The organism is Pseudomonas cichorii (assembly GCF_019719005.1).
Lineage (GTDB): Bacteria > Pseudomonadota > Gammaproteobacteria > Pseudomonadales > Pseudomonadaceae > Aquipseudomonas > Aquipseudomonas cichorii_E.
Genome location: NZ_JAIGPJ010000004.1, coordinates 14,032 through 26,618 on the forward strand (window position 1 = coordinate 14,032; position 12,587 = coordinate 26,618).

General features: G+C 57.3%; 14 protein-coding genes. 8 read left to right on the forward strand and 6 right to left on the reverse strand.

Features of this window, described 5'->3' with window-relative positions:
• Positions 1-374 precede the first annotated feature (374 nt).
• Complete coding sequence (locus tag K5D32_RS05045; RefSeq protein ID WP_221599407.1) at positions 375-1,577, reverse strand: winged helix-turn-helix domain-containing protein; 1,203 nt, start codon at positions 1,575-1,577, stop codon at positions 375-377.
• A gap of 65 nt (positions 1,578-1,642) precedes the next feature.
• Positions 1,643-2,389 carry a sulfite exporter TauE/SafE family protein gene (locus K5D32_RS05050; protein WP_221577516.1) on the reverse strand — a complete coding sequence of 249 codons (747 nt, stop codon included), beginning with the start codon at positions 2,387-2,389 and terminating at the stop codon, positions 1,643-1,645.
• A 192-nt stretch (positions 2,390-2,581) separates the two neighbouring features.
• On the opposite strand from K5D32_RS05050, the gene K5D32_RS05055 reads away from it, so the two are divergent.
• The 3 genes from K5D32_RS05055 to K5D32_RS05065 all read left to right on the forward strand — a co-directional run bounded on the left by K5D32_RS05055 (position 2,582) and on the right by K5D32_RS05065 (position 4,762).
• A complete protein-coding gene (locus tag K5D32_RS05055; RefSeq protein ID WP_025261269.1) occupies positions 2,582-3,055 on the forward strand; it encodes a MarR family winged helix-turn-helix transcriptional regulator in 474 nt (157 codons plus the stop codon).
• Between the two features lie 242 nt (positions 3,056-3,297).
• On the forward strand, positions 3,298-3,717 hold the full coding sequence (locus tag K5D32_RS05060) for an organic hydroperoxide resistance protein (RefSeq protein ID WP_025261270.1): 420 nt from the start codon (positions 3,298-3,300) through the stop codon (positions 3,715-3,717).
• 25 nt (positions 3,718-3,742) lie between these two features.
• On the forward strand, positions 3,743-4,762 hold the full coding sequence (locus K5D32_RS05065) for an alpha/beta hydrolase (protein WP_221577515.1): 1,020 nt from the start codon (positions 3,743-3,745) through the stop codon (positions 4,760-4,762).
• 68 nt (positions 4,763-4,830) lie between these two features.
• On the opposite strand, the gene K5D32_RS05070 is transcribed toward K5D32_RS05065, so the two are convergent.
• Positions 4,831-5,400 carry an elongation factor P gene (locus K5D32_RS05070; RefSeq protein ID WP_025261272.1) on the reverse strand — a complete coding sequence of 190 codons (570 nt, stop codon included), beginning with the start codon at positions 5,398-5,400 and terminating at the stop codon, positions 4,831-4,833.
• A 99-nt stretch (positions 5,401-5,499) separates the two neighbouring features.
• Positions 5,500-6,633, reverse strand: a complete 1,134-nt coding sequence (gene earP, locus K5D32_RS05075) for an elongation factor P maturation arginine rhamnosyltransferase EarP (RefSeq protein ID WP_221599408.1) — start codon at positions 6,631-6,633, stop codon at positions 5,500-5,502.
• Between the two features lie 117 nt (positions 6,634-6,750).
• Here earP and K5D32_RS05080 point away from each other — a divergent pair, with 117 nt between their 5' ends.
• The 4 genes from K5D32_RS05080 to K5D32_RS05095 all read left to right on the forward strand — a co-directional run bounded on the left by K5D32_RS05080 (position 6,751) and on the right by K5D32_RS05095 (position 8,737).
• A complete protein-coding gene (locus K5D32_RS05080) occupies positions 6,751-7,137 on the forward strand; it encodes a hypothetical protein (RefSeq protein ID WP_221577513.1) in 387 nt (128 codons plus the stop codon).
• 3 nt (positions 7,138-7,140) lie between these two features.
• Positions 7,141-7,623 (forward strand): transcription elongation factor GreAB, encoded by a 483-nt coding sequence (locus K5D32_RS05085; protein WP_221577512.1) that lies wholly within the window; start codon positions 7,141-7,143, stop codon positions 7,621-7,623.
• A 110-nt stretch (positions 7,624-7,733) separates the two neighbouring features.
• Positions 7,734-7,940: a hypothetical protein gene (locus K5D32_RS05090; RefSeq protein WP_025261276.1), complete on the forward strand. Its 207-nt coding sequence runs from the start codon at positions 7,734-7,736 to the stop codon at positions 7,938-7,940.
• Positions 7,941-8,197: 257 nt separating this feature from the next.
• Positions 8,198-8,737, forward strand: coding sequence for a PaaI family thioesterase (locus K5D32_RS05095; RefSeq protein WP_221577511.1), 540 nt, complete (start codon positions 8,198-8,200; stop codon positions 8,735-8,737).
• 80 nt (positions 8,738-8,817) lie between these two features.
• On the opposite strand, the gene K5D32_RS05100 is transcribed toward K5D32_RS05095, so the two are convergent.
• Positions 8,818-10,095: an aromatic amino acid transport family protein gene (locus K5D32_RS05100; RefSeq protein WP_025261278.1), complete on the reverse strand. Its 1,278-nt coding sequence runs from the start codon at positions 10,093-10,095 to the stop codon at positions 8,818-8,820.
• A 205-nt stretch (positions 10,096-10,300) separates the two neighbouring features.
• A complete protein-coding gene (locus K5D32_RS05105) occupies positions 10,301-11,791 on the reverse strand; it encodes a DASS family sodium-coupled anion symporter (RefSeq protein ID WP_221599409.1) in 1,491 nt (496 codons plus the stop codon).
• 256 nt (positions 11,792-12,047) lie between these two features.
• Between K5D32_RS05105 and K5D32_RS05110 the strand changes: the two genes are divergently transcribed.
• Entirely contained in the window at positions 12,048-12,584 is a 537-nt protein-coding gene (locus K5D32_RS05110) for an RNA polymerase factor sigma-70 (RefSeq protein WP_025261280.1), read from the forward strand.
• Positions 12,585-12,587 lie beyond the last annotated feature (3 nt).

A 12,587-nucleotide genomic window follows, 5' to 3' on the forward strand; every position in this document is an offset into this window, starting at 1 on the left:
AATGAATTCGCTCCTACCGGGATGAGCAGAGATATTCCAGACACCGCCGATTGCGACGTTGGTGACGGCCGAGTGGAGGTATTGCGTAGTGGGTTGCGAGGCAGGACGCCGAGCAAGCGCCGCAGGGCCATGGAAGGCCCGTCGGCGCGTACCCACGGAGCAATGCCGGAGCGAGGGAACCCCGCCACAAGGCGGGGCCGAACCGGAGCGGATGGTTTTCCCCCCTTTTGCCGAAACAAAAGGGGGCCGCCGTAAAGGCGGAACCAGTAGGACCAGCACATGCAGATAATGGATATGTACGCCGGATAACGTTTTTATCCTACATAAAATACGTTCTAATTCATGATCTTGCGTCTTTTTTGATGAGAGCTAATTCATTCGCGAAGGCCGATATTCGCGACTGAAGTCGCTCCTACGCTTCGTATATCTGGAAGCCCCAACCAGTCGGCCAACTGGCGCAGGTTTCGGGTCAACGCTTCCCTGCCCTCTTCGTCCAGTCCACGCTCCTCTTCATGCACGGCATGCACCGCCAGACACCCTGACGCCCGCTCGGAACGAAGGTCGACCCGTGCGGCAATACGCTCGTTGTGCAGGAACGGCAAGACGTAATAGCCGTAGACCCGTTTGTGCTGTGGCGTGTAGATCTCCAGGCGATAGCGGAAGTCGAACAGCCGCTCGGTACGCGCACGCTCCCAGATCAGGGAGTCGAATGGTGACAACAAGGCGCTGGCCGACACTTTCCGAGGCTGCGGGATATCCGGCAGACAAAACGCAGGCTGCTTCCAGCCTTCAACCCTGACCCGTTGCAACGCGCCCATCTCGACCAGTTCCGCCAGAGCCAGACGACTGGGTAGCGGATCCTGACGGAAATAATCCCGCAGGTCCTTTTCCGTACCGACGCCCAAGGCTTTTACCGCATGCAGCAACAGACCACGCTGAGCCTGAGCTTCATCGATTTGCGCATGATTGAGGATTGCTGCGGGAAGCACTCGCTCCGGCAAATCATACAAACGCTCGAAACCACGACGTCCTGCCACAGTGACTTCACCCGCAGCAAACAACCATTCCAGCGCCAGCTTTTCCGCACTCCAGTCCCACCAGGGTCCTGCGCGCTCCTGCCGAGAACCGAGGCTGCCAGCCCCCAATGCGCCCCGGTCGCGAACAGCCTGCAAGACCCTTTCGATAACCGGTTGCTGCTCACGACCAAAGCGCGCCAGTTGCTGATAGATACCTTCGCCCTGGGCGGCACGCTGCATTCGCCAGCGCATCAGCGGGTAAAGTTCGATGGGCAGCAGCGACGCCTCGTGCCCCCAATACTCGAACAACGTGCGATGTCGTCCCTGGCTCCAGGCAGCCTGATCCAGCAGCGTTTGCGAATAATTGCCCAGCCGTGAATACAGCGGCAGGTAGTGAGAACGCACGAGTGCATTGACCGAATCGATCTGCAATACGCCGAGCCGCCGGATCAGTTGCGTGACGTGACTGGCCTTGATGGTGGCAGGCGGCTGACGTCCGGTGAAACCCTGAGCGGCCAGCGCCAGACGACGTGCTTGTTTGAGGGACAGTTCTGCTGACATTCAAGACTCCCGGCTGAGCCTGCAACGCTAGCCGATTATGCGGCGCTCTGTCAGCGATTCCAGCGCTAGAGCTTGAACATCAGGATCACGGCACAGAACACCAGAAACAGGCAAAACAGATAACGCAGCAGGCGCTCTGGCATCGAGTGTGCGAGCCTCACACCCCAACTGACGCTGGCCAGACCACCAACTGCCAGGGGAATGCCCATGGACCAGTTCACATGGTCATGCAATGCATAGGTAAACAGGGTAATTGCCGTGCTCGGCACTGCCAGAGTCAGGGCAAGTCCCTGGGCAACAACCTGAGTCGCGCCGAACAGACTTGTGAGAATCGGCGTGGCAATCACACCGCCGCCCACCCCGAACAATCCGCCAGTGACGCCGGACCCCACTCCTAACAGCCATAGCCAGTTGACGTGACGCAACTGCGTACTGGCCTGCCCTTTGCGCAAGAACATCTGAGCAAGGTTGAAAATCGTCAGCAGGATCAGAAAAGCCACGAATCCGAGACGCATGTGCTGTGGATCGACCCTGACTGCCAGCAAGGACGTGAGCCATGCCAGAAAGAAGCTTGGAACAATGAGCATCAACGCATTGCGCAACAACACACGGTTACGCTGGTTATAACGCCACAAGGCCAGCAGGACATTAGGCAACACCATCAGCAGTGCAGTCCCCTGCGCCAATTGCTGATCGAGACCGAACAAAACCCCCAGTGCCGGGATCGCGACCAGACCACCACCAATCCCGAACAGCCCACCCAGGGTACCCATCGCGGCACCCATCAGCACAAACATCACAACTTCAATCACACCACGTCCCCAGTCAGCCCACAGGCGTGAATGCTACGCAGTCTTGTCCCGCAGGCATACGGCCAGTAGCAACATATCGTGCATGGTCACTCAACGACTCGTATCCTGTACCCGTGAACGCCCGGATTTATCTGGCGCATTAAAGATCACGACACTAAATTAGATGAACGCCACCACTCACGAGGACCGCCCATGAATGCCGAAGACCGTCTTGAACCCGAGACTTCTGCCGATTGCGACTCGTTGCTGCTGGATAACCAACTGTGTTTCGCCCTCTACTCCACCTCGCTGATGATGACCAAGGTCTACAAACCTTTGCTCCAGGCGCTGGGACTCACCTATCCGCAATATCTGGCCATGATGGTGCTGTGGGAAAAAGACGGTTTGACCGTCGGCGATGTCAGCACACGCCTGCTGACCGATCCCGGCTCATTGACGCCACTGCTCAAACGTCTGGAAGCAGAAGGCTTCATCAGCCGTACCCGCAGCAAGGAAGACGAGCGCGTGGTCCTGCTGCACCTGACAGAACAAGGCCGTGCCCTCCAGCAAAAAGCCAGAGATGTTCCTGGCTGCATCCTCTCCTCAAGTGGCCTGACACTGGACAAGCTGCGCGTGCTGCAGAGCGCGTTGCTGGACCTTCGTACCCACCTGCAGGACAGCCTGTAGGCTGAGGGCAAACCCTCTCATGCCCTGCGGCACTCTCCCGACGAACGGTAAAACCCTTTCAAACCATTGTTTTAAATAGATTTAAATAGCTGAAAAACTCCGCACGGCCATTTCTCAAGGGTCGGGAATTTCAGATTCCCAACAATTAACTTGCGCACTAAATATTTGCGCTATAAATTTACAACTACTTACTTAGCGCACAAGATTTTTGCGAACAATCAACCAACCTGCGAGGCAATACCATGAACACTCTCTATACCGCTGTTGCAACTGCTACCGGTGGCCGTGATGGTCGTGCTGTTTCCAGCGACAAGATCCTCGACGTCAAACTGGCAACCCCTAAAGAACTCGGCGGTGCCGGCGGCGAAGCCACCAACCCTGAGCAACTGTTTGCAGCCGGTTACTCGGCCTGCTTCATCGGCGCCCTGAAATTCGTCGCTGGCCAGAGCAAACGCAGCATTCCGGCAGACGCCTCGATCACCGCCCATGTCGGCATTGGTCAGATTCCGGGCGGCTTCGGTCTGGACATTGACCTGCACATCAGCCTGCCGGGCCTGGAACAAGCCGATGCCCAGCAACTGGTCGATGCCGCTCACCAGGTCTGCCCTTACTCCAACGCTACCCGCGGCAATGTCGACGTGCGCCTGCATGTAACTGTCTAAAAACCGCCCGGCACAGGAGTCGAACATGAAAACCTTCAGCAAGGTCTTGACCGGTACTCTTCTGGCACTGTCCGTTGGCAGCGCCTTTGCAACTGACAGCACAGACATCGAGCACAACACCCAGGCCTTTCTGGATGCCTTGAACTCAGGCACCGGAAAGCCCATAGAGCAGTTGTCGCCCAAAGAAGCCCGTGCGGTATTGGTCGGCGCTCAAGCCGGGGTCAAGCTGACACTGCCCAAGGCCGAAGTCAGCGAGAAAACCATCAAGGTGGACGGCCAGTCCATCAGCCTGAACATCATGCGCCCTGTCGGTGTGAAGGGAACCTTGCCGGTTTTCATGTACTTCCACGGTGGCGGCTGGGTTCTGGGGGACTTCCCGACTCACGAACGTCTGGTTCGTGACCTGGTAGAAGGTTCGGGAGCTGTGGCGGTCTTCGTCAACTACACACCATCACCGGAGGCGCATTACCCGACTGCGATCAACCAGGCTTATGCGGCGACCAAGTGGGTCGCCGAGCATGGCAAGGAAATCAATGTCGATGGCAAGCGCCTGGCCGTTGCGGGTAACAGTGTCGGCGGCAACATGGCGGCAGTGGTTGCCCTGATGGCCAAAGACAAAGGCACTCCGGCGCTCAGGTATCAGGTGCTGCTGTGGCCTGTCACGGATGCGAACTTTGATACCGGTTCCTACAACCAGTACGCCGAAGGACACTTCCTGACCCGCAACATGATGAAGTGGTTCTGGGACAACTACACCACCGATGCCGCACAACGTAACGAGATCTATGCCTCGCCGCTGCGTGCCTCGGTCGATCAGTTGAAAGGCCTGCCACCAGCACTGGTGCAAACGGCAAGTGCCGACGTGCTACGCGACGAGGGTGAAGCCTATGCCCGCAAGCTGGATCAGGCTGGAGTGGCGGTCACGTCTGTGCGTTACAACGGCATGATCCACGACTACGGTTTGCTCAACGTGGTCAGTCAGGTTCCTGCTGTCCGTTCAGCGATGCTGCAGGCATCTCAGGAGCTGAAAACGCATCTGAAGTAAAACCGGCAGACACAAAAAACCCGCATCGCTGCGGGTTTTTTGCGTATCGGAGGGTTACAAAACCATGCTTATTTGGCACGACCTTTGTAGGAACCACCGTCACGGGTATCGATCTCGATCATGTCGCCGATTTCGATGAAGTCAGCAACGCTCAGCTCGGTACCGTTTTTCAGTTTGGCAGGCTTCATGACCTTGCCCGAAGTGTCGCCACGAGCAGAACCTTCGGTGTAGTCGATCTGACGAACGATGGTGGTCGGCAGCTCTACGGAAACCAGACGCTCTTCGAAGAACACGGCTTCGCAGACGTCGGTCATGCCTTCTTCGACGAATGGCAGAACGGCTTCGATGTCTTCGGCGTTCAGTTCGTACATGGTGTAGTCAGTGGTGTCCATGAACGTGTAGGAGTCACCGCTGATGAAAGACAGGGTGGCTTCCTTGCGATCCAGGATCACGTCGTCCAGCTTGTCGTCGGCGCTGTATACGGTTTCAGTCTTGTAACCGGTCAGCAGGTTCTTCAGCTTGGTCTTCATGATTGCGCTGTTACGACCGGACTTGGTGAACTCGGCCTTCTGGACCAGCCAAGGATCGTTGTCGATACGGATCACGGTACCGGGTTTCAGCTCTTTACCAGTTTTCATTGCATATATCCGAATTTGGATTGAAATAGCCAAAGGCTCTGTACGAGAAATAGCCTGCGCAGGCACTTTTCGTACAGAGCCTGATATCAAGGCCGCGTATCATAGCGAATTTCGACAAAACTGTACCAGCGCCGCGGCAAGATCGGTTTGCGAGGCCTGTTCCAGACACCAGCGACCGGCATGTTTTTCGAGCTCTGGCCAGTGAATGCCCAGCGACTGCCAGCTTGCATCGAGATCACGACCGGCATTCCAGCCCTGCCACAGCTCATTCAGTGCGTGCCCGGCCTCGGACGAAAGCCCGGCGAGATAGAGTTCCAGAAAGGCATCGAGCTTGGGCAGATGGGCATCGCCTTCCTGCTGATAGATGTGCCACAGCATCGGACGCCCGGCCCATTGGGCCCGCACAAACGAATCCTCGCCCCGCACGACATTGAAATCACAGCACCAGAGCAACCGGTCATAGTCCTGCTGCCTGACGAACGGCAAGACCTGGATGCTGAGGGCACCACGTTGTTTCAAGTCTCCAGCCTGCAAGGCATCGATCCCGAGCCAGCGCTGGATGTCGCCCAGCACGCGACCTTCAGGCACCAGCAAATGAGTCGGCCGCTCATCCTTGGCCAACAGTTCGAGCCAACTGCCAATACCGGGGTTCTCGTAGGCGAACACCGAGATCAGGCGAGCACCGGCACAGGGCTCGATACCCAGTTGCTGCAGGAATCCTTGCTGCGCCGATCTGTCTTGCTGAAAAGCCTGGCGCTGTTCGATCAGCGCGTGTTCACGCAGCAGGCCGCCGGTCGTCTCGCGGAAGCCGGGAAAGAAAAAGAACTTCTTCAAACCACTGGACTGCAAAGAAGGCAGGCCGTGGCAGCCGGTGACCCACTCTTCGGCGCTGAGATAGTCCAGGTTCAACCACACAGGCCGTGGCGAGCGTGGCAACATCGCTTCGGTGTAAGCAGGCGGCAGACGGCAGGCGAAGGCCTCGATCACCACATCGGCAACATCAGTGGCCACCCAGCATTCAGGCCAGTGACAGATGCTCACGCCCTCCTGCCACTGCTGCGCCGCTTCGGTACTGGCCTGGGGATACAGGCGAACGAACGCCGACAGGTCATCGATCCACAGACGCACATTCAGATCATGCTCGGCCACCAGTTGCCGGGCCAGGCGCCAGGTCACGCCGACGTCACCATAGTTGTCGACGACGCTACAAAAAATGTCCCAAGAGGCTTTCATCCCGGCTCCCTGAGGCTGGATTTCGAAAAACGCTGATTGTCCTTCAGAACAACAGGTTTCCACCAGCGCCAGCCATGGCACAATTGCCACTGTCGCCCACGCCTGGAGTCCAGAGCCATGCCGTCCTATCCGAATCGTCGCGAACTGTATGTTTCCCTGAAACTGATTCTCTGCATCGCGCTGGGCATCTGGCTGGGAGCGATGGCAGTGGTTCTGACAGGCTTTGTGTTCTACAAGAATCTGCCCCCGGCACAGACACAGGTGCTGGAAAAGGCCGCGGCCCAGTTGCGGGCACCCGCTTCGCCCCAGGTCGAGCCGGAAAACACCATGTTCCAGAAGTACGAGCAGAGCCTGCGTGAAAGCGAAGCCCGTCAGGCCCGCGAACAGGCGCAGGAACAGCAGCAGAAAAACTTCAGTCGCTCGAAATGCGACTTCTGGATGCAGCAGGACCGCACGGCCCCCAGCGAAAAAAGCCGTGCGGGCATCAATCAATACTGCGGATAACCCATGAACAAGGCAGATGTCCTGCAACAGATTATCGACAGATTGAAAATCGATCTGGATATCGCTCTGCGTGCCGCGCAGACGGCTTATGAAACCGCAACCCACGAAGAAAACATCGCAGAAAACAAATACGACACTTTGGGCCTGGAGGCCTCATACCTGGCAGCGGGCCAGGCACGACGTGTCGAGGAGATACGCCAGTCACTGACGCTTTACCAGAGCTGGGCACTCAAGCCATTCGATGAATCACTCGGCATTCAGACGGGTGATCTGGTTGCCCTTGAAGCCTTGAATGGCCAGGAGCAATACCTGTTCATCGGTCCGGATGCGGCCGGCCTGAAGGTCAATTCAGACAATCAGCCGATTACCGTGATCACGGCTCGTGCTCCTCTGGGACAGAATCTGTTGGGCAAATTCGAAGGCGACAGTGTCGAAATCATCATCAATGGCAACCGTCAATCCTTCGAAGTCACTCAGGCTGTGTGACACGCCCATCATTTTCAGGGTTCCCGCCCAGAGTTTTTGTGGGTAATGTAAACCGTTGTTACTCAGGGACTACATCGCAGCAAGCAAGGACTCAATCAAGGAGATATTTCATGACGAACGTCGTCGCCTTTCCTGACGCCCATGAACGTGATCGCCTGAAGTCCAGCGAAGAACCGGCGTTGAGGTATTTGAACAAGAAAGAGCGGCTGTTGATCGATCAATTGCGTTCGACCAGCCATGCAGGACGCCAGTATGTGTATGACTACGCGAGTATCATGCACCTGTCCAAACCTCTGTATCCGGAGCCGGTGGACTAAACCGCCAGCCCGTCAATGACACTGCCTGACATCAGGCAGCATTGCACTGCGCATTTGGGGCATTCATCTTTCGTGAAGCCCCGATAGCGAACCTCTGTACGCGCGCGTTACAGCCCTCTCCTGCTGCTCTCTATCTCCTGATGCCTTTGCCCGGACAGGCGCCATCCTTTTGCGCACTTTACATTGCGATCGCAATCAACAAATATTATGGCAATAATATTTTCGCCAATCCCAGTGCCATCCAGGAGTAAAGCGCCATGCAAAACCTATCGCGTGATGAAAAACTTGCCTTGTGGCATGAGGAAGAAAGGTACATGCGGGCGCGCCTTGGCCCGGTGGGTACCACAAGCCTTGCCGAAGTGGCCGCACTGGAACCTGTGGATTTTCTGGAAGGCATCGGCCGGGGCGAATTTCCATCCCCGCCGATTGGTGAGCTGATGGACTTCATCCCGTTGCAGTGGCTGCCCGGGCTGTTCATCTTTCAAGGCACCCCCGACAGTCGCCACTACAACCCGCTGGGGAGCGTGCATGGCGGATATGCCGCGACCTTGCTGGACTCATGCATGGGCTGCGCTATCCATACCCGGCTCAAAAAGGGCCAGGGTTATACCACCCTCGATTTACGGGTCAGCTATGTTCGTGCCTTGAGCGACAAGGTCGGGCCAGTGCGGGCCGAAGGCAAGGTCATCCATCTGGGGCGTTCGACGGCGCTGGCCGAAGGACGTTTGTATGACGTGGATGATCGCCTGTACGCAACCGCCAGCACGACCTGCATGATTCTGGACATGAACCGGTAGGTTCGTCGCATCCCGGGGATCGGGAAGAGAGAGGCGAGCCTTCCACAGAGTCAGGGCAGACTCTGTGGAAGGTCGATTGCTTACTGCATCAACGAGTAGACCAGCGCGGTAATCGCTACGATACCGGCCATCACCACAAACACGTTGGACAGCTTGCCCGAATACTGGCGCATGGCAGGAACCTTGCGGATCGCATACATCGGCATCAGGAACAGCAACGCCGAGATGATCGGACCGCCCAGGGTTTCGATCATACCCAGGATGCTTGGGTTGAGTGTCGCCACCAGCCAGCACACTACCAGCATGAAACCGGCGGTCATGCGGTCCAGAGTGCGAGGCGCCGGACGACGACCGGTTTTCACGATCAGACCTTTCAGGCCTTCACTGGCACCGATGTAGTGACCCAGGAAGGATTTGGCGATGGCCACGAAAGCAATCAGCGGCGCAACAAAAGCAATGGTCGGGTTGCTGAAATGGTTGGCCAGGTAGGACAGGATCGAAATGTTCTGCGCCTTGGCTTCAGCCAGTTGTGCCGGCGACAGGGTCAGCACGCAACTGAACACGAAGAACAGCACCATCACCACCATCAGACCGTGAGCGCGGGCCAGGATCTGCGAACTGCGCACTTCTGCATTCTTGCCATGCAGACGCTTCTGATCCACGGCAAAAGCCGAGATGATAGGGGTGTGGTTGAAGGAGAACACCATTACCGGAATCGCCAGCCACAGAGCCGGCAGGAACGCCGATGGCTCAGGCAAGGTGGTTGCCGTGCTCAGGATGCCGCCGGTCCAGTGCGGAATCAGGTACACCGACAGGAACAGCAGTGCCACGATGAACGGATACACCATCAGGCTCATGGCCTTGACGATCAGTCGCTCGCCACAACGCACCACCAGCAGCAGGCCCAGAATCATCACGAAGGCAAGCAGCGCTCGCGGCGGAGCCGGTACATGCAACTGGTGTTCGAGAAAACTGGTGACCGTATTGGTCAACGCCACGCTGTAGATCAGCAGGATCGGGAAGATCGCGAAGAAATACAGCAGCGTGATCATGGCCCCGGCGCTCTTGCCGAAATGCTGCTCGACCACTTCGGTGATATCCGCCCCGTCGCGTCCGGACAAGACGAAACGAGTCAGGCCACGGTGCGCATAAAACGTCATGGGGAAAGCCAGCAATGCCAGTGCCAGCAGCGGCCAGAAACCACCGATGCCTGCGTTGATCGGCAGAAACAGAGTGCCAGCACCGATAGCGGTACCAAACAGTCCCAGCATCCAGGTTGTATCGTGACGACTCCACGCAGCTACGCTCGCGTGTTCTGTATCCAGGCGTTCTACGACGCCGTTGGCCTGATCATTCATCCGGTCTGGTCTCCGTGGCCGGTTATTCAAATCGGGAGGGGCGTGTCGCAACTTGGCAGTCAAAGGCCCCTCCCGAAACAGGGGGCGCGATTGTCAGGGATCACGGAGAGAAATCAAAGAGTTATCAGACCGAACGCTCAATAGTCACGGGCAAATCCACAAAGATTTTCGAGACCGCCCCGAGCTGTCCCGGATATGTACCGCACTACATCCAGCCCAGCCACTTCCAGTAAGTCATGCCGAACACCAGCATCAGGGCATAGCCAATCAGGGTCATCGGGATGCCTACCCTGGCGAATTGCCGGGCATCGAAGGTTTCCGTCCCCAGGCAGACCATGTTCTGCGGCGCATTGATAGGCAGGATGAAACCGTAACTGACCACAAACCCCAACAGCATGGTCATGCCCAGCCGGTTGAAGTCGCCGGGCAGGGTTTGCAGCACCGCGATCAGGATCGGCAACAAGGCTGAGGTCAAGGCCGTTGCGCTGGCAAACCCCAGGTGAATCAGAATCAGGAAAGTACCCAGAATGGCGAAAATCCCCAGGGAGCCGAGTTGGTCGAGCCCGGTTCTGCTCACCACCTGGCCTCCCAGCCACTGACCGGCCTGGGTCGTCAGCAAGGCAGTCCCCAGGCTGATACCGACGCCGAATACGATCACGGTTCCCCAGGGAATGCGGGACTGCACATCCTTCCAGGTCATGACGCCCCAACGCGGCAGCAGCAGAATCACCAGACCTGCATAGGTGGTGGAGGTGGTATCGAAACTGTGCAGCTTGCCCTCGGTCGACCAGAACAGCAGCAACATTACGGAAACGCTCAGCAGCCGCTTCTGGGCTCCGGTCATCGGGCCTATATCGGCCAACGACTGTGCAACCGCTTCCTTGCCTCCGGGGATGCTGTCGCTTTCAGGCGGCAGCAGCTTGAGGACCAGCAGAATCAGAACGCCCGACATGATCAATGCCCAGGGCGCACCGGCTATAAGCCAGTCGATCCAGGAAACCCGCTCACCGAGCATCTTGTCCATGAAACCTGCGGTCAGGAGATTCTGTGCCGCCGCCGTCTGTATGCCGATGTTCCATACACTGGTGCCCTGGGCAACGATGATCATGATCGCCACAGCGATATTCGAACGCTTGTCGACGCCAAATGCTGCGATCACGCCCATCATGATGGGTACAACACACGCGCTGCGTGCCGTGGCACTGGGCACCACGAGACTGAGCAGGATTGTTACGGCAATGGCGCCGATCATGATCCGGCGAGTGCTGGTACCGATTCGCGACAGAGTGACCAGTGCAATGCGTCGGTCCAGCCCGGTGTGGGTCATGGCGGCAGCCAGAAAGAGCGCCCCGGTGACCAGCGCCAGTGCCGAATTGGAAAACCCGCTCAGGGCCATCGTAATGGCGGTCGATGACCCATACAGCACCGAAGGGTCTTGCAAGGTAGGTGCCGAGCCAATCAGAAACGCAATCAGCGAAGTGATCATGATGGCGCTGGCTTCGTAGGAAACAGCCTCGGTGATCCACACCACGACGGCAAAAGCCAGAATCGCCAGCATCCGGTGGCCCGCAACCGGCAAGTCATCGGGCATAGGCAAAAACAGCACGCCGACCATGACCAGAACACCGATCAACAGGCCCATGGGAATTTTCACCTTGCCCGGCGGTGTTTCAGGCGTCTCTACAGACAGGTTCATGCTGATTCCTGTGTCTCATTCCATCGAAATGCACGCTCGTACAGGCAAGCGCTACGGTCACGGCCATTTTGGGCACGGACCGGCCTCATGCCCTTGATATCGGTCAAGCCGCAATCAGATGGCCAGAGAAAACAACGAATGTCAGATATCTGAAATTAGTTACCACCTACAATTGACAATGATTATCATCCACACTAATTTGTTGCGCGATATGTCGGGGCTTCCCTGCAACCTCTATTGCTGCCAGGTGATTTACATGCCGGAACGACTAACCTGTGATACACCCCTGCTCCAGGCCTTCGTCGACAACCGTACGATCCTGGTCAAAGTTGCCACGCGCATCACCGGCTGCACCTCCCGCGCAGAAGATGTCGTGCAGGATGCATTCTTCCGCCTGCAGTCAGCCCCCGAAATCTCTTCGTCGATCAAGGCCCAGCTCAGTTACCTGTTTCAGATCGTGCGCAACCTGGCCATCGATCACTATCGCAAGCAGGCGCTGGAGCAAAAGTACTCGGGCAGCGAAGAAGAGGGGTTGAATGTGGTTGTGCACGGTGCATCCCCCGAAATCTCACACATCAATTTTGTGACCCTGGAGCACATCGCAGACGCCTTGGCTCAGTTGCCCAGCCGCACCCGCTACGCATTCGAGATGTACCGCCTGCACGGCGTACCGCAAAAAGAGATCGCCCAGGAACTGGGAGTGTCGCCGACGCTGGTCAATTTCATGATTCGCGATGCATTGATCCATTGCCGCAAGGTTTCACGCCAGGACCCGCCAACCCCGTCCCCGTGATAC